The sequence below is a fragment of the Arthrobacter sp. NPDC055138 genome (genome assembly GCF_053607305.1).
Map to the genome: position 1 here is coordinate 134,152 of NZ_JBSGTH010000004.1, position 20,610 is coordinate 154,761.

19 protein-coding genes are annotated in these 20,610 nt (G+C 65.9%); 9 read left to right on the forward strand and 10 right to left on the reverse strand.

Translation table 11 applies throughout. The features are described 5' to 3' along the window. Positions 1-81: 81 nt before the first annotated feature. The 3 genes from cycA to ACWF5H_RS11345 all read left to right on the forward strand — a co-directional run bounded on the left by cycA (position 82) and on the right by ACWF5H_RS11345 (position 3,196). The gene (gene cycA / locus ACWF5H_RS11335) at positions 82-1,539 is read left to right on the forward strand and encodes a D-serine/D-alanine/glycine transporter (RefSeq protein ID WP_452036904.1); all 1,458 of its coding nucleotides are present in this window, start codon (positions 82-84) and stop codon (positions 1,537-1,539) included. A gap of 194 nt (positions 1,540-1,733) precedes the next feature. Then, positions 1,734-2,177 carry a VOC family protein gene (locus ACWF5H_RS11340; protein WP_452036905.1) on the forward strand — a complete coding sequence of 148 codons (444 nt, stop codon included), beginning with the start codon at positions 1,734-1,736 and terminating at the stop codon, positions 2,175-2,177. Continuing rightward, entirely contained in the window at positions 2,174-3,196 is a 1,023-nt protein-coding gene (locus ACWF5H_RS11345) for a 1-aminocyclopropane-1-carboxylate deaminase (protein ID WP_452036906.1), read from the forward strand. Before ACWF5H_RS11340 ends, ACWF5H_RS11345 begins: the two co-directional genes overlap by 4 nt. An 87-nt stretch (positions 3,197-3,283) precedes the next feature. On the opposite strand, the gene ACWF5H_RS11350 is transcribed toward ACWF5H_RS11345, so the two are convergent. Both ACWF5H_RS11350 and ACWF5H_RS11355 read right to left on the reverse strand, forming a co-directional pair. Continuing rightward, positions 3,284-3,853: an MOSC domain-containing protein gene (locus ACWF5H_RS11350; RefSeq protein WP_452036907.1), complete on the reverse strand. Its 570-nt coding sequence runs from the start codon at positions 3,851-3,853 to the stop codon at positions 3,284-3,286. Between the two features lie 40 nt (positions 3,854-3,893). Continuing rightward, the gene (locus ACWF5H_RS11355) at positions 3,894-4,406 is read right to left on the reverse strand and encodes a hypothetical protein (RefSeq protein ID WP_452036909.1); all 513 of its coding nucleotides are present in this window, start codon (positions 4,404-4,406) and stop codon (positions 3,894-3,896) included. Between the two features lie 139 nt (positions 4,407-4,545). Here ACWF5H_RS11355 and ACWF5H_RS11360 point away from each other — a divergent pair, with 139 nt between their 5' ends. After that, the gene (locus tag ACWF5H_RS11360; RefSeq protein ID WP_452036911.1) at positions 4,546-4,860 is read left to right on the forward strand and encodes a hypothetical protein; all 315 of its coding nucleotides are present in this window, start codon (positions 4,546-4,548) and stop codon (positions 4,858-4,860) included. Between the two features lie 238 nt (positions 4,861-5,098). Here the strand turns inward: ACWF5H_RS11360 and ACWF5H_RS11365 are convergent, their stop codons facing one another. Continuing rightward, positions 5,099-5,563: a hypothetical protein gene (locus ACWF5H_RS11365; RefSeq protein ID WP_452036913.1), complete on the reverse strand. Its 465-nt coding sequence runs from the start codon at positions 5,561-5,563 to the stop codon at positions 5,099-5,101. A gap of 86 nt (positions 5,564-5,649) precedes the next feature. Next, positions 5,650-6,402 (reverse strand): hypothetical protein, encoded by a 753-nt coding sequence (locus ACWF5H_RS11370; RefSeq protein ID WP_452036914.1) that lies wholly within the window; start codon positions 6,400-6,402, stop codon positions 5,650-5,652. 363 nt (positions 6,403-6,765) lie between these two features. On the opposite strand from ACWF5H_RS11370, the gene ACWF5H_RS11375 reads away from it, so the two are divergent. Next, complete coding sequence (locus ACWF5H_RS11375; RefSeq protein ID WP_452036915.1) at positions 6,766-7,107, forward strand: YciI family protein; 342 nt, start codon at positions 6,766-6,768, stop codon at positions 7,105-7,107. A 201-nt stretch (positions 7,108-7,308) separates the two neighbouring features. Here ACWF5H_RS11375 and ACWF5H_RS11380 read toward each other — a convergent pair whose 3' ends face one another. From ACWF5H_RS11380 to mhpA, 5 genes are all read right to left on the reverse strand, one after another. Beyond that, on the reverse strand, positions 7,309-9,363 hold the full coding sequence (locus ACWF5H_RS11380) for an acetoacetate--CoA ligase (protein ID WP_452036916.1): 2,055 nt from the start codon (positions 9,361-9,363) through the stop codon (positions 7,309-7,311). Positions 9,364-9,464: 101 nt separating this feature from the next. Then, positions 9,465-10,310: a fumarylacetoacetate hydrolase family protein gene (locus tag ACWF5H_RS11385; protein ID WP_452036917.1), complete on the reverse strand. Its 846-nt coding sequence runs from the start codon at positions 10,308-10,310 to the stop codon at positions 9,465-9,467. A gap of 29 nt (positions 10,311-10,339) precedes the next feature. Then, positions 10,340-11,047 (reverse strand): VOC family protein, encoded by a 708-nt coding sequence (locus ACWF5H_RS11390; protein WP_452036918.1) that lies wholly within the window; start codon positions 11,045-11,047, stop codon positions 10,340-10,342. 93 nt (positions 11,048-11,140) lie between these two features. Continuing rightward, complete coding sequence (locus tag ACWF5H_RS11395; RefSeq protein ID WP_452036920.1) at positions 11,141-12,361, reverse strand: acetyl-CoA C-acetyltransferase; 1,221 nt, start codon at positions 12,359-12,361, stop codon at positions 11,141-11,143. Then, the gene (mhpA, locus tag ACWF5H_RS11400) at positions 12,358-14,037 is read right to left on the reverse strand and encodes a bifunctional 3-(3-hydroxy-phenyl)propionate/3-hydroxycinnamic acid hydroxylase MhpA (RefSeq protein WP_452036922.1); all 1,680 of its coding nucleotides are present in this window, start codon (positions 14,035-14,037) and stop codon (positions 12,358-12,360) included. The genes ACWF5H_RS11395 and mhpA overlap by 4 nt, the downstream gene beginning before the upstream one ends. A gap of 196 nt (positions 14,038-14,233) precedes the next feature. Here mhpA and ACWF5H_RS11405 point away from each other — a divergent pair, with 196 nt between their 5' ends. From ACWF5H_RS11405 to ACWF5H_RS11420, 4 genes are all read left to right on the forward strand, one after another. Next, positions 14,234-14,896 (forward strand): GntR family transcriptional regulator, encoded by a 663-nt coding sequence (locus ACWF5H_RS11405; RefSeq protein WP_452036923.1) that lies wholly within the window; start codon positions 14,234-14,236, stop codon positions 14,894-14,896. Between the two features lie 112 nt (positions 14,897-15,008). Continuing rightward, entirely contained in the window at positions 15,009-16,253 is a 1,245-nt protein-coding gene (locus tag ACWF5H_RS11410) for an MFS transporter (protein ID WP_452036925.1), read from the forward strand. A gap of 50 nt (positions 16,254-16,303) precedes the next feature. After that, positions 16,304-16,621 (forward strand): nuclear transport factor 2 family protein, encoded by a 318-nt coding sequence (locus ACWF5H_RS11415; RefSeq protein WP_452036926.1) that lies wholly within the window; start codon positions 16,304-16,306, stop codon positions 16,619-16,621. Positions 16,622-16,715: 94 nt separating this feature from the next. Then, positions 16,716-18,485 carry an FAD-dependent monooxygenase gene (locus ACWF5H_RS11420; RefSeq protein WP_452036927.1) on the forward strand — a complete coding sequence of 590 codons (1,770 nt, stop codon included), beginning with the start codon at positions 16,716-16,718 and terminating at the stop codon, positions 18,483-18,485. A gap of 392 nt (positions 18,486-18,877) precedes the next feature. Here ACWF5H_RS11420 and aceB read toward each other — a convergent pair whose 3' ends face one another. Then, the gene (gene aceB, locus ACWF5H_RS11425; protein ID WP_452036929.1) at positions 18,878-20,518 is read right to left on the reverse strand and encodes a malate synthase A; all 1,641 of its coding nucleotides are present in this window, start codon (positions 20,516-20,518) and stop codon (positions 18,878-18,880) included. Positions 20,519-20,610 lie beyond the last annotated feature (92 nt).

Genomic DNA, 20,610 nt, shown 5'->3' on the forward strand with positions numbered 1-20,610 from the left:
ATGGCCGGACGCCGAAGAAGCCCGTTCCGGCCGGTCCAACCGGAAACTTCCGCAGCTGCGAAGTCCCACCCTAAGGAACGCATGAGCACCACCAGTACAGAACCCCATCTGCGGCGGGCTCTGTCCAGCCGCCATATCCAACTGATTGCCATCGGCGGGGCCATCGGCACCGGCCTCTTCATGGGCTCGGGCAAGACCATCTCGGTGGCCGGCCCGTCGGTCATCTTCGTCTACATGATCATCGGCTTCATGCTGTTCTTCGTCATGCGGGCGATGGGCGAGCTGCTGCTGAGCAACACTGAATACAAGAACTTCAGCGACTTCGCCGGCGATATCCTCGGCCCGTGGGCGGCGTTCTTCACCGGCTGGACCTACTGGTTCTGCTGGGTGGTCACCGGCATTGCGGACGTGGTGGCGATCGCGCACTATGTGGCCTTCTGGTGGCCGGACCTGCCGCTGTGGGTCCCCGCGCTGGCCTGTATCCTGCTGCTGCTGGCGCTGAACCTGCCCACCGTGCGGGCCTTCGGCGAGACCGAGTTCTGGTTCGCGCTGATCAAGATTGTGGCCATCGTGGCGTTGATCGTGGTGGGCCTGGTCATGATCATCACCGGTTTTGAGCACGACGGCGCCCGCGCCTCCTTCTCGAACCTGTGGGAGCACGGCGGCATGTTCCCCACCGGCTTCATGGGCTTCGTGGCCGGCTTCCAGATTGCCGTCTTCGCCTTCGTCGGCATCGAACTGGTGGGCACCACCGCGGCCGAGACGAAGGACCCGGAGAAGAACCTGCCCCGCGCGGTGAACTCCATTCCCATCCGCATCCTGATCTTCTACGTAGGCGCGCTGATCGTGCTGATGGCAGTGGAACCGTGGACTGCGTTCAGCGCCGACGCCTCGCCGTTCGTGGGCATGTTCGCGCTGGCCGGCCTGGTCGGTGCGGCCGGCGTGGTGAACTTCGTGGTGCTGACCTCGGCCACCTCGTCGGCGAACTCCGGGATCTACTCCACCTCGCGGATGATCTACGGCCTGTCCCAGGAGGGCGATGCGCCGAAGCGGTTCGGCAAGCTGTCCGGCCGCGGCGTGCCGCGCAACGCCCTGCTGTTCTCCTGCATGTTCCTGCTGGCCGGCGTGGTGCTGCTCTACGCCGAGGGAAGCGTGTCCGAGGCCTTCACCCTGGTCACCACCATCTCGGCCCTGTGCTTCATGTTCGTCTGGACCATCATCCTGCTCAGCTACGTGGTGTACCGCCGCCGCCGCCCGCAACTGCACGCGGCCAGCAAGTTCAAGATGCCCGGCGGAACGTTCATGCCCTACGTGGTGATGGCCTTCTTCGCCTTCATCCTCTGGGCGCTGACCACCCAGTCGGACACGCTGACCGCGCTGCTGTTCACCCCGCTCTGGTTCATCGGGCTCGGCATCGGCTACCTGGTGCTGCGCCGCAACCCGGAGCACGCCCGGATCCGCGCCGCCCACGACGCCAAGGTCGCCGAGGAGAAGGCGGACCGCGACGGCCGCGAACGGGAAACCGTCTCCGCACCGTAGCGCCCGGTTTCCCGCGGCCCAGTCGCCGTCGTCGTTTCAACAGAGCAACGACGACGGCGCCCGCCGAACGCTGTGAAGCCGCCTTGCCCGCCACGTGGGCAAGGCGGCTTTGGCATACCTCTTCCCAGCCGCGGAAAGACCGGCAAGAATGTTGGCGGCAAGCACCCGCAGACCTTCTGTCCGAAAGGCACACCATGGCACTGGACCTGAACCCCTACCTGCAGTTCAGCGGCAACGCCGCCGAAGCCATCGAGTTCTACCACTCCGTGTTCGGCGGTGAGCTGAACAAGATGACCAACGCAGAGGGAATGGGAGACGACCACCCGGACACCGGTGCCAACATCATGCACTCCTCGGTGTCCGTGGAGCGGGGGTTTCTCCTGATGGCCTCGGACGTTCCGGCCGACGTGCCCGCGTCGCCCAACGGCTACATCTGCATCAGTTCCAGCGGACAGGATGCGGGCGACGACGCCAAGCTGCGCAAGTATTGGGACGGCCTCAGCGACGGCGCCACCATCAACCAGCCGCTGGAGCAGGCGCCGTGGGGCGACTACTTTGGGCAGCTCACCGACCGGTTTGGCGTGAATTGGATGGTCAACATCACCGGCCAGGGCAGCGCGGGCAGTAGGACCGAGTGAGCATCACCGACTTCGAGCGCTATCCACTCACCTTCGGACCCAGCCCGGTGCACCACCTGCCGCGGCTCAGCCAGCACCTGGGCGGCGCGCAGCTCTGGGCCAAGCGGGAGGATGTGAACTCCGGCCTGGCCTTCGGCGGCAACAAGACCCGCAAGCTCGAGTACATCGTCCCGGACATCCTCGCGCAGGGTGCGGACACCATCGTCTCCATCGGCGGCTTCCAGTCCAACCACACCCGGCAGGTCGCGGCGGTGGCGGCGAAGCTTGGGCTGAAGGCAGTGCTGGTGCAGGAGAGCTGGGTGGACTGGCCGGATCCGCTCAATGACCGGGTGGGCAACATCCTGCTTTCCCGGCTGATGGGCGCGGACGTGCGGCTGGACCCGGCCGGCTTCGACATCGGCATCCGCGACTCCTGGCAGAACGCCATCGCGGAGGTCGAGGCAGCCGGCGGCAAGCCCTATCCCATCCCGGCCGGCGCCTCGGAGCACAAGTTCGGCGGACTGGGCTTCGCCAACTGGGCCTACGAGGTGCAGCAGCAGGAGGCCGAGCTCGGCGTCTTCTTCGACACCATTGTGGTCTGCACGGTCACCGGTTCCACCCACGCCGGCATGATCGCCGGCTTCGCCGCGCTGGAGGACGCCGGCGGCCGTCCGCGCCGCGTGATCGGCATCGATGCCTCCGCCACCCTGGCCAAGACCCGCGAGCAGGTGGGCCGGATCGCCCGCAACACCGCCAAGCTCATCGGCCTGGAGCGGGACCTGCGCGACGACGAGATCACCGTGCTAGAAGGCTGGGCCGGCGACGTATACGGCATCCCGGTCGACTCCACCCTGGCAGCCATGCGGCTCAGCGCCTCGCTCGAAGCGATGATCACCGACCCGGTTTACGAGGGCAAGTCCATGGCCGGCATGATCGACCTGGTCAGCAGCAAAAAGATCCCCGCCGACAGCAACGTGCTCTACGCCCACCTCGGCGGCCAACCGGCGCTCAACGCCTACAGCGCCCTGTTCCGGAGCTAGAAAACAACGACGGCGGCGCTCGCCAGGGCGCCGCTGGCTCCGGATTCCCGGGTGGTTTGTGGACCGGCGGACTCTCGCGTTCGATGGTTACGGCAGCCGCCCGGGTCTGGGCCGGACCTCGGCCCCGGCTTCTTCGGGCCGGAGCTCTACCGGGCTGAGCAGTACCGCCGGTCCGCGGTGCAGCAGTCCGCTGGACAGCGGCTGGCAGCGCAGGCCGCCGCGCCCGCGCATCGCGGCGTGGGCGCCGGGTGCCAGCATCCGGTCCATCCAGACGCACGGGTGGGCGTGCCGGCCGCCGCGGAACCGCACTTCTTCACCCCGGGATTCCACCGCGAACTCCTCGCCAATCAGCGGGGCCAGTTGGGCTCCCCGCAGCACCACGTTGCGCCGCGCCAGCAGCGGATCAAACTGCGGAACATCCAGATCCGCGGCGATGGCCTCGAGCGACTCCACCGCCATGAACGTGACCGCCGCATCCATGTGGGCCGCCTTGCCGAAGAACCGGTCGCCCACAATGCCCTTGCCCGCCACCACCGCAGCCTGGTCTAGATCTTCCGTGGGCACATCGGCGGCGCCATCCTTCGCCCGGCCAAAGTACGCATGAGCCGGCGACACCAGCAGGTGCAGGATCTCGACGGGATACCGGTACGTCGTCATGCCTCCAGCTTGCCGTACATCGGTTGGCAGTGTGGCTGGCTTAAATCGGTGTCCGGCTCAGCTCCACGATCCATTCGGGCGTTTGTTGCCCGATCTTCCGGTCCGTCACCACCCGGAGCTTGGCGGCCCCGGCCATGACGCGTTCGTCCTCCGGGGCGCCGGTGACTCTGGTCGAGGGCTGCTTGGCGTCCACACCCTCAAGGGCCGTGACCCTTTGGGCCAGGCTGTCCTTCGAAGCGACCTGAAGGATTCGGGCTTCTTCTTCGCCGGCCAGACTGCTTTCGGCCAAGAGCGTCAGCACGCCCAAGCCGATCACTCGCCGGTCCATGCTGGAGGACATCGACGCATCCAGTGCCCATTCGGCCCGCTCCCACCACTGGGCCCGACGGTTGGCTTCGGCTTGGGTCTGCATGCTGCGCCAACCAATGAAAGCAGCGATGAGCGCGGCCGCAAGGATCGCCAGCGGACCCAGCGACGCTAGAACATCCCACCCGTCCGGGGCGCCGTTGCGGACCACAACCTCGACTGGCTCGGGAACCGTCTGCGCGACCATGGGACCAATCTAGGACACGCTCCCGTCAATAGTGCCGTACGTCGTGCCGCAAGCCGGGTTTCCACTGACATCTATGCGAGCGGGGTCGTTGTGGAGGAGGGGGATTAGACACCCGCCCGGAAACTGGGATGATCGGGCCATGAGCAACCCACTGATGATTACCTCGGATCTGGCGCGCGCCGCACGCGCCCTCACGCAGGTCTCCGCCAAGGTCATTGCCAGGAATGCCGGCTTGGACAAGCAGCAAGTGCGGGACTTTGAGAAGGGCAACGCACCGTTGACGCCGGAACAGAACCAGCAGCTGCGCCGGGCCCTGGGACAGTTCGGCGTCGTCTTCATCGAGGACGACGACCACGGCGGCTACGGCGTCCGCCGCAAATTCAACGCCACCAAGATCAAGCGCCTCGAAACATGGGAAGGCGAAGGCGGCCCCGCATACGAGGACGACATCTAGCTAAGGAGCCATCGCCGTAGGCAGGGCGGTGACGACAGCGAGAGCCGCAGTGTGCACTGCGGCTCTCGCTGACTAAGATGGGCTTTGCTGACGATGATGGTCGACAGCCCCGTCAGGATGAGGGCGCCCAGCAGTCTCCTGGTGAAGCTGCCGCGGATGGAGCCAAAAGTGGTCCTCCCACCAGAAGCGGCGAACTCGCTCCGGTCAGAAGGCTGGACAACGCACTGCTGGATAAGGGTTAGAAGCGGACTTCCTTGCCGCCGAACTGGGAGATAACTGCAAGCTCATCTTCGGATGTGTTGATAATCCACTTATCTCCAACCAGCCAACTGGACTCTCCCGACATTTCCAGGTCCTCATACAGGGCCTTCTGCGTCTTCATCAACTCAGTGATTTCACTGGAACTGATGTAGGTGGAGATAACAGTGTCATCGTCACATGTCCCAGACTCCAGGGCGAGCGTGACCTGATTCTCTTGGCTCCACCCGCTGCAGTCGCCGCCGGCGGCTTCAAAGTCGGCGACCAGATCGTCGATGGAGTCATACTCATCCTTGAACTCGACCACCGGCTCCGGGGTGGGAGTGGGGGTGACCTCGGCGGTCTGGGTGGGGGTTGATGCGGATGCCTCGATTTGTTCACCGGCACCGCAGCCGGCGAGAGCGAGGACGGAGACGATAGCTACTCCTGTGATCGCTTTATTCATGGTCTTTATCCTTTGGGTTGGGCGGGCAAGAGAGGACCCCGCCACCCGGAGACAGAATCACGGATGACGGGGTGCTTTCATCAGGGTTACAGACGGCTGATCTTCTCAACCTTGAACTTCGGCACAGTGGTGTTGCCACCGGCCTGGGTGTCATAGCTGAAGGATTCCTCCAGTGTCACCGTCATCTGCACGATGTCATCCTCAACAACATCATCCAGCTTCGGGCAGTCGATGAACCCATCACCGGAGGTGAACATGCTGTTGTATTCGTACTCGAAGTCGTAGGTCATCGGCGCGTGGCTGATCTTGGCCATGAATGCGCACTGCCCCGTGGCAGCATCGAACTGATAGACCCGCCCGTACACTACGAGCACGTCATCGGCATACTTGTCCGGGTTCTTGTTCAGCTTGGACAGCTGCCGTGCGGATACCGGCTGGGCGTTGTCGATCTTCGCCTTGCGCTTGGCCGCAGCCTTCTTGGCTTCAGCCTTGGCCTTCTTCTCGGCCGCGGCTTCTTCCTTCTTCCGCTTTTCTTCGGCCTCCTTCTCAGCCTTTTCTTCAGCGGCCTTGCGCTCAGCTTCGGCCTTCTCTTCAGCCTCTTGCTCAGCCTTACGCTCAGCTTCCTCCTGGGCCTTGGCCTCTGCGCTGGCGCTGGCCTCGGCGGCAGCGACAGCTGCCTTTTCTTCACCGTTGATGGCGTTGCCGATGCCACCGATCAGGGACAGGACAACGACGATGCCGACGATCCACGGCCACTTCTTTTTCTTCTTAGACTTAGGAGCCGGTGGTGCCTGCAAGGGATTTTGGGCAGGCGGAATCGGATTATTGTTCTCAGTCAATGGTTCCCCAACTTTCAGTACGTATCACATCACGTGCGAGTGAATGCTTTGATTATATGGCGAGGGTCGGACAATAACGGCGGCGGACTTCGATTGTTGCCCTTTGTGTGGAGTTCAGACAGCCGGAATAATGCTCACTGCTCAGCCCTCTGGCGGATACCAAGGACGCGATGCTGGAATTGCCCGCGTAAGACTGCGCTTCCCGCGAGTTCGAGACCCGCGTCGGACTAGCAGAAGTAGTCAGCCGCCGAAGGCGCATTGGTGATCGGTCGCCGGCATCCGCGGGACAGCCGAGACCTTGCGCGGAGGAATGGCGTCCGCGAGGATGCTGGTGATCCGTGCTGCGAAGAAGGAGTCGACGCGATGACGATGTATCTGATCTCGTTTCCGAGTGCCGCCATGGTCGTCTCCGAGGAAGAGTTGCCGGCCGTTTCCGATGCGTCGCATGCAGTGGTTCAGGAGGCGAAGGACGCCGGCGTGTGGGTGTTCGGCGGTGGCATCGATGGGAGCGTCCCGCCAGTCATGGTCGACGGCGATGGCACCGTGCGTGAGGGCACTTACCGGCAGACGACGCAGCTCGAAGGCGGCTACTCGGTGCTGGATCTGCCCTCATATGATGCGGCCCTGGAGTGGGCCGCGAAGTTCGCGGTCGCTTGCCGTTGCGCCCAGGAGGTGCGGGCTTTCGGATACGACGCCGCCAGCTAGGTCTTGGCCGACTTCGACCGGCTCACCGGGCAACAAGTTCGGCAGCTCGCCGACATCTCGCGGAGAATCCTCAATGGCATCGACCGAGGTAGTGCTAGCCGATGCGGTGTACTCGCGTATCAGTGACCCCGGACACAAGGGCCGGAGCAAGGAAATAACGACGACGACGCCCGCCTCGGTGAATGTGCCTCCGAGCCGGCTCTACCCAGCGTGTTCGCCAGCCAGGAACGCCCGCGCCTGCTCGGCGTACCAGTCAATCGCTTCGGGATTCGCCAGGGAGCCGCGATTGACGGCGACGGCAGGGTCGTGGCCTGCGAAGAGTTTCTTGACCGGGACCTCGATTTTCTTCAGCGCGTGCGTGACAGGGACCGCCGGGGCCTGAATGATCACGTCGGGCACGTGGCGGGCGCTCGTGCGTTCCCTGATGGTGGCGGCGATGCGGTCGCGCAGGGCATCCGTGAGCTGGGTGCCGTCGTCGAGGACCACGAACAGCGGCATGTAGTAGCCGCCGTCCGGGCGTTCAAGCCCGATCACCATGGACTCGCGGACCTCCGGCACGTGCTGCAGAGCGGCGTAGATATCCGCAGAGCCCAGGCGGACTCCGGCGCGGTTCAGTGTGGCGTCCGAGCGGCCGTGCACCACGAAGGAACCCCGGGAGGTCTCGGTGATCCAGTCGCCGTGCGTCCAGACTCCCGGGAACTCCTCGAAGTAGGCGTTCCGGTAGCGGGCGCCGTCGTCGTCGCCCCAGAAGAACACCGGCATGGAAGGCATGGGCCGGGTGATGACCATGTCCCCGACGGCATCCACCACGCGGTTGCCGGACTGGTCCCAGGCCTCCACCGCGACGCCCAGCAGCGGTCCCTGGAGCTCGCCCACTCGGACCGGCTCCAGGGGGTTGGAGCCGATGAAGCCGGAGCAGATGTCCGTGCCGCCCGAATCCGATCCCAAGTGCACGTCCGGCTTGAGCGCCCGGTGCACCCATTGCCAAGTGGAATCGGGCAGCGGCGAGCCCGTCGACATGATGGACCGCAGCCGGGACAGGTCCCAGTCCTGGCCCGGCGCCAGGCCGGACTTCTCCACCAACTGCAGGTACGCCGCGCCGGTGGCAAACATTGTGGCGCCGGTATTGGCGATGATCTGGAACTGCCGGTCCTTGCGGCCGAACATTGGCGAGCCCGCGTACGTGACCACAGCGGCCCCGGCCATCATGTTGTTGACCAGCGTGTTCCATACCATCCAGGAGGTGTTGGCGGCTACGTAGTAGAGGTCGCCGGGGCCCAAGTCCTGGTTCAGCGCAGCACCCTTGACCGCCTCCAGTGCCATGCCGCCGTGGCCGTGCACGATTCCCTTCGGTGCACCGGTGGTGCCGGAGGAGAACAGGACCCACAGCGGGTGGTCGAACGGCAGCCGCTCGTAGGAAGGTTCGACGTCGTCGCGCAGCTGCGCGGTGAAGTCCAGCCGCGCTGCGCCTGCACCGGCGGCACCCGCCGCAATCGTGCCCGGATCGGCGTCGGGCTCCAGTTCGCGGACTAGGAGTGTGTGCTTCAGCGTGGGCAGCCCGGCTTCGACCTCCGCCACATGGCTCCGGCGGTCGAATTCCTTGCCGTTGAACCGGTAGCCGTCCACGCCGATCAGCACCTTGGGCTCCAGTTGGCGCAGCCGGTCCAGGGTGGCCTTGGCCGACAGGTCCGGCGAGTTGACCGTCCACAGGGCGCCGACGGAGGCCGCGGCCAGCAGACCGATGATGGCCTCGGGCAGGTTCGGCAGCACGGCGGCCACCCGGTCGCCCGGACCAACGCCGAGACTGCGCAGCCGGCCGGCGAGCGAGGCGACCTCGGCCTCCAGCTGCCGCCAACTGCGCGCGGCGGTCGAATCGTCCTCCTGCACGGTCAGCAGCGCCGTCGTGTCCGCAACATCCGGGTCCGCGGCGTGGCGGAAGATGTTCTCCGTGAAGTTCAGCCGGGCGTTGGGGTACCAGACCGCGCCCGGCATCCGGTCTTCTGCCAGCGCCGGCCCGTCAAAGCCCTCGCCGATCAGTCCGAAGTACTCCCTCACCGCGTCCCAGAACCCGGACAGGTCCGTCACCGACCACCGATGGACTTCACGGTAATCCGAAAGCGCCACTGCACGATGATCACGGACCCAGCCCATGAAGTCCCACAGACGCGAGGCGCGGCGCTGCTCCTCGCTCGGTGCCCACGAGACGGTGGGCGCGTCCGCTGCGGCTGCCTGCTGGGTAGTCTGTGCGTCGGTCATCGTGGTCCTTTCAGATTGCCGGTAGTGCTGGCGCGCCGGTGGTGATGGCGGTCCGGCGGAAACGGGGGTATCCGCCGGCCGCCTGAACCCCGCCCCTGTGGCTAGACGAACTCGTTGCGGAGGGAGCCGATGCCTTCCACGGTACTGGTGAGGACGTTACCCGGCTGCAGCGCGATGCCGTGCGCCTTGCCGACCCCTGCCGGCGTCCCGGTGAAGATGAGGTCGCCCGGGAAGAGGGTGACGATCCGGGACAGCTCGGCGATGATCTGCGGCACGGAGAAGATCATGTTGCGGGTGTTGCCGTCCTGCACCTTCCAGCCGCCGGCCGGGCCCTGTCCCTCGATCACGGTCGAGAGCGGCAGCCCTTCATAATCCGGCAGCTCGTCAAGGGTGACGACGGCGGGGCCGAAGGGGGAGAAGTTCGGGAAGGACTTGCCCAGGCTGAACTGGGGCACCGGGGGGCGCAGCTGGATCTCGCGCTCGCTGAAGTCCTGTCCCACGCTCAGCCCGGCCACACCGTCCCAGGCCTCGGTTTCGTCGACCTTGTGCATCTCCTTGCCGACGACGGCGACCAGTTCCACCTCGTAGTCCACGGTCTCGGAGGGCAGTTCGACGATGGCGTGTGGGCCGGCGAGTGAAGACTGGAACTTGGTGAAGACGAACAGGTGCTCGGGGTACGGCAGACTCGCCTCATCGGCGTGGTCCTTGAAGTTCAGGCCGATCGCGAAGATCTGGCGCGGGTTGGGAATCGGCGCGCCCAGATCCTTTTCGTCGAAGGGCAGGGCGGCCGAGTAGTCCGCGTCCGCGGCCCAGGCACGGAAAGCGTCCCAGTCCTCGTAGAGGCCCAGGGGAGCGGGGCCGAACTTGCAGGCTGAGGCCTGTTCGATGTCGAGGGCTTGTCCGTCGCGGACCAGGACGGCCCGGCCGTGGAGATTGGCGATGCGCATGGAAATGTCCTTAAGTGGAGAAGTAGGTCTTAGTCGATGCCGATGGGGAGCGCGCCTTCACCGGCGGGAACACCGTCGGCGAGTTCCGGCTGGGCGGCAAGCCGCGCGGGCCACACGTCGGGGAAGGACACGTCCGGGTTGGCGTCAGCCGGGGTGTATTCACCGGCGTAGGCCTTCTTCTGGATGGTGTCGAAATCAAGGCCTGAAGCACGTGCGGCCAGCAACTGCTCGGGATCGAACTGCGGGCCCATCTGGTCCTCGCTGAATTCCTGCGAGGCCCACATCCACTCCTTGGAGACGGCCCAGTCGTGCCAGGCGTCCACCTGAATTTCCACGCCGTTGCCGTCCGGGTCGATGTAGTACATGGACATGGTCATCCCGTGGTGCAGGTTCACCGCGGGCAGGATGCCTTGGTCGCGCAGCCGGGCGTAGTTGTCCAGCCACTGGTCGAAGGACTCGTACTCGAAGGCGGTGTGGTGCAGGCCGGCGGTGTGGGGCTTGTCCACCGGCGGCTTGGTGCCGGGCAGCCGGAGCAGCGCGATGCGGTGGTTGGCTTCGTCGTTGGTCAGCCACGCGGCATGTTCGGCGTAATAGACCGGTTGCAGGCCGCAGACCAGCTCGTACCAGCGGACCATCGCGTCCACGTCCAGGGTCATGAACGTGGCGTGGTGCAGTTTCGGCACCGAGATGGGGCGCGGCTTGGGGTTGCGGGCGTAATTGGACTTTTCAACGGCCATGATGGGCCTCACTTTCTGGGGTTGCGGCGGCCGGTTGCTTCAGCCGCGCGGGTATGGAGGGTAAGGATTTCCGATTGTCTGCAAGTCTTGGAACTAGCCGAGCCGTTCGACCACCATCGCCATGCCTTGGCCGCCGCCGATGCACATGGTGACGAGCCCGAGTTGCTGGTCCCGGGTCTGCAGGCCGTTCAGCAGCGTGGTGAGCAGCCGCGCGCCGGTCGCGCCGTACGGGTGCCCCAGCGCGATCGAGCCGCCGAAGGGGTTAAGTTGGCTTTCGACGTCGATGCCCAGCTTGCGTGCGGACGGCAGCACCTGCGCGGCGAAGGCCTCGTTCAGTTCGACGATGTCGATGTCGCCGATCTCCAGCCGTGCGCGCGCCAATGCCTGACGGCTTGCCTCCACCGGTCCCAAACCCATGATTTCCGGCGACAGCCCGCTCAGCCCGGTGGAGACGATGCGTGCCAGCGCCGTCAGTCCATGCTTCCCGGCCACGGCTCCCGAGACCACCACGACGCCGGCGGCGCCGTCGTTCAGCGGGCAGGCGTTGCCCGCGGTCACGGTTCCGGTGGGAGAGAAGATCGGCTGCAGGTCCGCCAGCCTCTCCGCGGTGGTGCCGGGGCGCGGACAGTCGTCGGTGCTGCGGGTGGAACCGTCTTCGGCGGTGACCGGGATGATCTCCCGGGCAAAGAAGCCTGCATCCACCGCTGCCCCCACCAACTGCTGCGAGCGGGCGGCGTACTCGTCCTGGTCGACGCGGGTGATTCCGGTCAGCTGCGCGACGTTCTCCGCGGTGTGCCCCATGGCGATGTAGGAATCGGGGAGCAAGCCATCATCACGTGGATCGCTCCATCCCGTGCCCTCGGCCATTCGCCGCACCGTCCGCGCCGCCGCCTCCTCGAAGCGGGGGTTGGCTGCCTCCCGCACCTCCTGGTAACGCGAGACAGACTCCGCGCCGCCGACCAGGTACGCGCCGCCCTCACCGGCCCGGATTGCGTGCAGGGCCATGCGGGCACCTTGCAGCGATGAGGCGCAGAACCGGTTGACGGTAGTGCCCGGTAATTCGTCGTGCCCCATGAGGACGGCGACCCGGCGGGCCATGTTCCAGCCGTGTTCGTCCTGGGGCATGGCGTTGCCCAAGATCAGGTCGTCCAGCTCGCCCACCGGCAGCCCGGGCACCTGGGCCAGCACGCCGGCCAGCGTCTCCGCGGCGAGGTCGTCGGGCCGGATGCCGGTCATGCTGCCCTTGCGGGCGCGGCCGATCGGGGAACGCCCGGCGGCGACGATGACGGCGTCGTCGTTCTTCAGCGTTGTCATGCTGCTCCTGAAGTCTTGGCGGGAACGGTGAGGTGGAGGGCGTCGGGAAGCGAGCGCACCAGGCCGGACAGTTCGTCCTGGTCGGCGGCGCCGCCGTAGATGAAGAAGTCGGGACGGAACAGCTGCGCGATCTGCCCGCGCGCCGCGAGCTCCGGCAGATACCGGTCGTCTTCATCGGTGACGGTCAGGACGCTAGAGGAGCCGCCGGCAAGGGCGGAGCCCTTGGGCAGCACCCTCACCACCAGGGCGGGCAGCCCGTCGGGCAGCAGATTGGCCATCACCGCGGCCGTATCATCGTCAACCGCGCGTCCGTCGAGTAGCACGGTGAACCGTCCGAAGGTGCTGCGGTCCAGCAGGTCGACCGTTCCGTCGGCGTGTCCGACCCGGCCCTGGACGCCGATCAGCCCGGCCACCGGGGAGAGCGTCGGGTCCGTTTGCGGGAACGCGCCGGGACCCAGCCGCTCCGGCGGGACCGGTGGCAACACGTCCTGGGGCAGCGGGCCGTTGGCCAGGAAGTGCGCGTCGCGCTCCGCCACGGCCGCCGGATCGGTCTGGCAGATCACGCGGCCCAGCTCGACGGACATGCCCAGCGCGAACTGTACGTGCGCCGCACGCTCCGTTGTGTAGGTGTCCAGCAACGCGTCGCCGGCCACCCCGTTCAGGACCCGATCCAACTTCCACGCCAGATTGGCCGAGTCGCGGATCCCGCTGACCAGGCCTTGTCCGTAGAAGGGCGGCATCTGGTGGGCGGCGTCGCCGGCGAGGAATACCCGGCCGTCTCGCCAGTTCTCCACCCACTTTGCCTGGAACCGGTAGATGGCCCGGCGTTCCAGCGTGGCCGTTTCCGGAGTGACGCCCCACGGCGCCAGCAACTGCCAGGCGAACTCGTCGGTGTCGAACACGGCCAGGTCGTCGCCCGGCATCCGCATGAACTCGAAGCGCCGCCGGCCCGGCCCCGCGCTGACCGTAGTGGTGGGTCGCGCCGGATCGCAGACCTGTAGGTTGTCCGGTTCCCAGACCCGTCCGTCGGTGGGCAGCAGGTCTACGATCAGCCAGTCGTAAAAGAAGCCCAGGTCCTTGACCGCCGTGTTCATGTACTGGCGGACAAAACTGTTGGAACCGTCGGCGCCCACAGCGTACTTCGCCCGCAGCGTCCGCTGCTTCAGCGTGCGGCCGGTGACGCGCAGTTCCACGAAGCCGTCCTGCTGGTCGAACCCGACCACCTCGGTGCCGCGGTAGACCTTCAGGTTCGGGAAGTCCGAGCCCCGTGTCCGCAGCCGTTCCTCCAAGGCGGGCTGGTTGAACATGGAGGACTCCGGCCAGCCCTGGTTGCCGGCGGTGGCGTAGTCGAACCGGAGCATGGTTTGTCGGTCCGCCGTCTGCCATTCGTAGGAGGCGGTGGGCGAGGCGAATTCGGCCATGAAATCGGCCAGACCCAGACCGTCGAGCAGGCGGGAGACATCCGGGTCGTAGTGCACGGCCCGCGGCAGCGGGTACGGATTCGGCTGCTTTTCGACGACGACGACGTCGTGTCCGCCTTGTGCGAGCAGCAGGCCGAGGGTCTGTCCCACCGGTCCGAGACCCACGATGGCGACGTCGTAGACGCGGGGAGCGGCGGTCAGTTGGGTTTCGGCGGCATCTGTCCAAGTTGGACGTTCCGCTGGTCTTCCGGCCATGCCTCAACTTCCTTCGCGCTCATCGGCCCGTGGTAACTGCGGATATCCGCCGCCGAGGGCCTGTGTCCTGGGTCATGCCAGCTTGGCAGGCCATATCCGATAAATCAAGCAATTATCGATAATTCCTCAATTCACGGAGAGGCTGTACTGTTTTGGCATGGCAACCCAACCCCGCTCCGCCACCCTGACCGCTCACGTGCATGAACAGCTGCGAGCCGAAATCCTCAGCAATGTGTACGCGCCGGGGAGTCCGTTGCGCCTGGCCGCGCTGTCCAAGCACTACGGAACCAGCATGTCGGTCATCCGGGAGGCGCTGGTCCGGCTTGCCGAGCAGCATCTGGTGGTGCTGCTGCCAAACCAGGGGTTCCGGGTTGCAGAGATCTCGCGCGAAGACCTGATCGACCTCACCGAACTGCGCGTCATGCTTGAAGGGCTCGCCCTGCGGCGATCCATCGAGCGTGGCGATATGGAGTGGGAAGCGAAGGTCGTCTCCACGCATCACATCCTGGAGCGGGCCGAGCTGCACCGGGAGGGCGAGCCCGGCACAACGGCTGAGTGGAGTGCCGCGCATGCCGCCTTCCATGACGCCCTGGGGGTCGCCTGTGGCAGCCCGCGCTTGATCAGCATGGTCCGCGGCCTCCGTGACAGTTCGGAGCTGTACCGCCAGCTCTCCGGAACGGGCGAAGCCGAAGTGAAGCGCGACATCCCGGCGGAGCACCGCGAACTCATGGAACTCGCGAGGGATCGGCGGGCCGACGAGGCCGTCGCGGCATTGGGACGCCACTTCCAACGCACAACCGACCTTCTCTTGCAGGCTGTCCTGGCGGACGAAGCCGGCCCCGGCCCGGCGATGCATTGATGACAATTTAGAAGATTTTCGATAATCCCTTGCGTTGCCCATCAAAATGGTCGATGCTGGCTGAACACGGATGCGCAACGAGACGCGCATCACAGTCTTAGGGGGATTTCACATGACAAGCTCTTCTTCCTCGGGAGCTCATGCGGCTTCGGTCATCGCGGCCGACCCGGGCAGCGGGCGAGGCGGCTTGGGCACCGCCTTCCAAGGCGTGCTCCTCCTGCTGGGCAGCTGCCTGCCGGTGCTGGGCGCCGTTCTCCTGGCACCCGTCCTGCCTACTATCGCGATGCATTTCGCGGACACTCCCGGCGTCGCCATCCTTGTCCCGATGGTCCTGACCGTCCCGGCCCTGTTGGTCGCCCTGGTTTCGCCGGTGGCCGGCGCGGTCGCCGACAAGGTTGGGCGGAAGAACCTGCTGCTCTGGGCAATGGTCGCCTACGCCATCTTCGGCATCGCCCCGTTCTTCATCGATTCGCTGGTCGGCATCGTTATCACGCGCGCCTTCGTGGGCGTCTGCGAAGCCTTCATCATGACCTGCTGCACCACACTCATCGGTGACTACTTCCACGAGACCCGCCGCAACAAGTACCTCTCCCTGCAGACCGTCTTTACAACGCTCAGCGCCGTAGCGTTCCTGGCCATTGGCGGTTTCCTGGGTGCCGGCGGCTGGCGGAACACTTTCTGGATGTACGGGGTGGCCGTAGTCCTCGCCGCCATCATGGCGTTCGTGCTCTGGGAGCCAGTCAAGAGCCCCACCCGCAATCTGCGCCAGGCCGTCCCCTGGCGGCAGATCACCAAGCCGGCCCTGGTCACGCTGTTCGGTGGTATCGCGTTCTACACGCTGGTAGTACACCTCGCCTACGTCCTCACCGAGCTGGGCCTGGACGACGTAGCCCGCATCGGACTGATGGCGGCCCTCGCCTCGCTCGCCACGGCCATCGGCGCCTTCTCCTTCCGGCTCATTCACGGCCTCGGCACGTACCGGCTGCTGCCTCTCGCGTTCGGCCTGACAGCCGTCGGTTTCGTTGTGATCTGGTCCGCGTCCTCCATCCCGGTGGCCATGACTGGCGCCGTTCTGGCCAGCGCGGGCACCGGGCTGCTGCTGCCTTCCCTGATCACTTGGGCACTGGGCCTGTTGTCACAGGAAGTGCGCGGCACCGGCACCGGCATCTGGACCAGTGCCCTGTGGATCGGTCAGTTCATCTCGCCGTTCGTGATCGCGGCCCTCGGGGCTACCGCCGGCGGTCTCGCCGCGGGTATCGGCATCCTGGGTCTGCTGGCGGCGGTGATGGCCGTGGCCAGTTTCTTCATCGCCCGCCGGCCTTCCCCGGCCGAAAGCCTGGCCCAAGCGGCAGCCTGAGATGGAAGCGGAAGCAATTCGCCGAGCCGAAAGACAGAGGATCGAGGCCCTTGGTAAACCGCGACCTACCGGCCCTCGACCGGTTTTGCGACGATCGGTTGGTCTACACACACTCGGTCGGCCGGCGGGATGACAAGACCGCATTCCTCGCCGCCGTGGAATCCGGTGCCATTGTCTACCAGACCGTCGAGCATGAGTTCGACGACGTGGTGACCGACAACGGGTTGGCCTGGACCTCCGGCGGCATGCACACCAGCATCGCCGCCGGAGGCCGGCAGATCGCCGTCGACGCCTTGACCACCTCAGTCTGGGTTCACCGAAGCAACGGCTGGAAGCTCTTGGCGCTCCAGGCCACTGCCTGCGAATAGCTCAATCTAGCGGCACAACCGGCACCTAAGACTTCCATTCTCAACGAAGAGACCCGGCCAGGCGGCAGCGTCCGGCCCAACCTAGGAGGCAACCATGAACCACACCGAAGTTCCCGTCCTGATTGTCGGAGCAGGCGGCGCCGGGCTGACGGCCTCGATGCTCTTCGCAGATCTCGGCATCGATTCCCTGACCATCAGCAGCACCGCATCCACTTCCGTACTGCCCAAGGCCCACGTGATCAATCAGCGTTCCATGGAGGTTTACCGGAAGCTCGGCGTCGCCGAAGACATTTACGCCCACGGCACTCCGCCGGAAAATATGGCCGCCACCGGCTGGTATGCCGGCCTCGTCGGCAAGGACCCCATCTACGGCAAGGAGATCGCACGCCAAGAGTCGTGGGGCGCCGGCTACACAGACCCTGACTACATCGCGGCCAGCCCTTGCCGCCAGACCAACCTGCCGCAGATCCGGCTGGAACCTATCCTGCTCAAGCACGCGCTGAAGAAGTCGCCCGAAGGTGTGCTCTTCAACCATGAGCTGATCTCTTTTGAGCAGGACGACGACGGTGTCACCTCCACGGTGCTCAACAAGGAGACCGGCGAAACGTACACCGTCCGCAGCGCATACCTGCTGGGCTGCGACGGCGGCCGGACCGTCGGCAATGCGCTCGGGATTGAAATGCAGGGGCAGCGGAACATCCTCTACAGCGTCTCCGTGCACTTCTCAGCAGATCTCAGCCAGTACGTCAGCGACCCCAGCGTGCTGATCCATTGGATGTGGCCCGCGCATACCGGCCTGCTCACCCTGCTGATTTCCATGGGCCCGGAGAAGTGGGGGCCGGACTCGGAAGAGTGGGTCTTCCACGAGAACTACGCCGCGGACGACAAGCGCATCTTCGACGACCAGGCGATGGTTGCAGACATGAAGATGGCACTGGGGCTGCCTGACCTTGAGCCGGAAGTCCACAAGATCACGCGGTGGTCCTTCGAGGCGCTCGTCGCGGAGCGGTTCCAGGAGAACCGGGCGTTCTTGCTCGGCGACGCCGCGCATCGCCATGGCCCAACGGGCGGACTCGGCCTCAACACAGCCATTCAGGACGCCCACAACATCTGTTGGAAGATCGCCGCCGTGCTGCGTGGCCAAGCCGCTCCGGAACTGCTGGCCACCTACGAACGGGAACGTCAGCCTGTCGCCGCTACCAATGTCAGGCGTTCCACAGAGAACGCCATGAACCACATGGTCATCGGCCAAGCGCTCGGCGTCTCGCCAGTGCAGTCGGAGGAGGAAAACCTCGCAGCCCTCAAGCGAATCTGGAGCGACGACCCAGCGGACGTCGAATCCCGTGCCAAACTGCGGTCCGCCATTGCCTCGCAGTCCATGGAATTCCGCGAACACAATATCGAAGCGGGCTACCGCTATGAGTCGCCGGCGGTCGTAGAGGACGGGAGTCCCGAGCCGCAGCCCGCGGATGAGATCCGCGTCTACGAACCCTCCACGAGGCCGGGCTCGCCCCTGCCGCACGCGTGGCTCGAGGACCACCGTGGAAACCGGTTCGCCATCCAGGACCTCGGCGACGTAGGACAGTATGTGCTGGTCGCCGGGGAAGCCGGTGCCGGATGGGTGGAGGCTGCCCGCTCCGCCGCTGCTGAAGAAGGGATCGACGTCCTCGCATTCACGGTCGGGCATACCGAGGGCGACTATCTGGATCCCCGCTGCGCCTGGACACGCAACCGCGGCCACGGTCCGGCCGGCGCCGTCCTCATCAGGCCCGACAAGTTCGTCGCCTGGCGCTCCGATGCGGCGGCGGAAGAAGCCCCCGGCCAACTGCGGCAGGTGCTCCGGGCCATCCACCAGAAGCACTAGCTCCGGGATACATAGCAACGAAGAACGCCGGGTGCGGCTCCCTACGTGGAGCCGCACCCGGCGTTCTTCATTCACTGTGCTTCCGCAGGGGCCGCCGGCCCGCCCGACCGTCGGGCTGCATGTGGCGAAAGTAGCGTGGACCTGGCGGCCCTGCGGAAAGTCTTGGGTGCCGGCGGTTGACCAGGGGCTGGCTATAGGACCCCGGTCAACCGCCGGACAGTTAGAAGGGGTATGCCGAGGGCGTGTTGCCTCGGTTGCGGATGGGATGGCCCGGGATGTTGTGCCCATTCGCGAGGAAACACAACATCCCGGGCAGCATCTCCCGTCCCCCACTCCCGCTCTCCGGCCCGGCCACTGGTTGCCAGCGGCCCGGACCGGAGGAGCGAGGAGACTTAGGCTGCAGCAACCACCTTGGTAGGCGACTTCTCCAGCAGGTAGTTCTGATAGGCCGGGATGGTCAGGAAGGCCGGGAACTCTTCGCCGAGGGCACACTCTTCGAAGATCTCGCGGGCGTCGTCGAACCGGTCGCCGTCGAACCGCGGCAGGGCGGCGAACTCTTCATCCAGCAGTTCGCGGACCCATTCGCGGGTGACAATCTCGCCGTCGTCGGTCACGGCGTGGGCATGGATCCACTGCCAGATCTGCGAGCGGGAGATCTCCGCGGTGGCGGCGTCCTCCATCAGGTTGTGGATGGCCACCGCGCCGTTGCCGCGCAGCCAGGACTCGATGTACTGGATGCCAACTTCCAGATTGGTGCGGATGCCGGTCTCGGTGATGGTGCCTTCGGTGCCGGCGATGTTCAGGAGGGCACCGTCGTCGGGCGTGACGTCCTCGCGCTGGCGGTCCAGCTGGTTGGGCCGGTCACCCAAGGCCGAGTCGAACACTTCGCGGGCCACGGGGACCAGGTCCGGGTGCGCCACCCAGGAGCCGTCGAACCCGTCGGAGGCTTCGCGGGTCTTGTCCGCGTGCACCTTCTCCATGGCGATGGCGTTGGCCTCCGGGTCGCGGCGGCTGGGGATGAAGGCGGCCATCCCGCCGATGGCCATGGCGCCGCGGCGGTGGCAGGCGCGCACCAGTTGCTCGGTGTAGGAGCGCATGAACGGCGCCGTCATGGTCACCTGCGTGCGGTCCGGCAGCACGAACCGCGGGCCGCGGGCGCGGAAGTTCTTGATCACCGAGAAGATGTAGTCCCAGCGGCCGGCGTTCAGCCCGGAGGCGTGCTCGCGCAGCTCGTACAGGATCTCCTCCATCTCGAACGCGGCCGTGATGGTCTCGATCAGCACGGTGGCGCGGATGGTGCCCTGCGGGATGCCCAGCAGGTCCTGCGCCAGGATGAACACGTCGTTCCACAGCCGGGCTTCCAGGTGCGACTCGATCTTCGGCAGGTAGAAGTACGGTCCGCGGCCCTGGGCGATCAGCCGCTGGGCGTTGTGGAAGAAGTACAGCCCGAAGTCCACGATGCCGCCGGCCACCGGTTCGCCGCCGATCAGCATGTGCTTCTCCGGCAGGTGCCAGCCGCGCGGCCGGACCACGATGGTGGGCAGGTCGGTCAGCGTCTGGCCGGTCAGCTTGTATTCCTTGCCGGCCTCGGAGGTGAAGTCGATCCGCCGCTCCAGCACGTCGGTCAGGTTCAGCTGCCCGTTGATCACGTTGGACCAGCTGGGCGTGGAGGAGTCCTCCATGTCGGCCAGCCAAACCTTGGCGCCGGAGTTCAGCGCGTTGATGGTCATCTTCTTCTCCACCGGCCCGGTGATCTCCACCCGCCGGTCCTCCAGCCCGGGCGCCGGGGGAGCGACCCGCCACGACGAGTCCTCGCGGATGTGCCGGGTGCCGGGCAGGAACTTCGGATCATGCCCGCGGGCGATCGACTTGCGCCGGTTCTCCCTCTGCACCAGCAGCTCGCGCCGCCGGTCGGCCGTGGCCTTGTGCAGCTTGGCCACGAACTCCAGCGCCTGCGGCGTCAGCACTTCCTCCTGCCGGCACACCGGCGAGCCCGTCAACGTAATCCCGTTCAAAGTAATCGGATCATTCATCGCTCATTCACTCCCTAAAACTTTTGTAAGTACGACGCCGGAGCCCGGCCCAAGTGCCAAAGGTGACCTTCAGTTGAGGTGCGGTACTGATG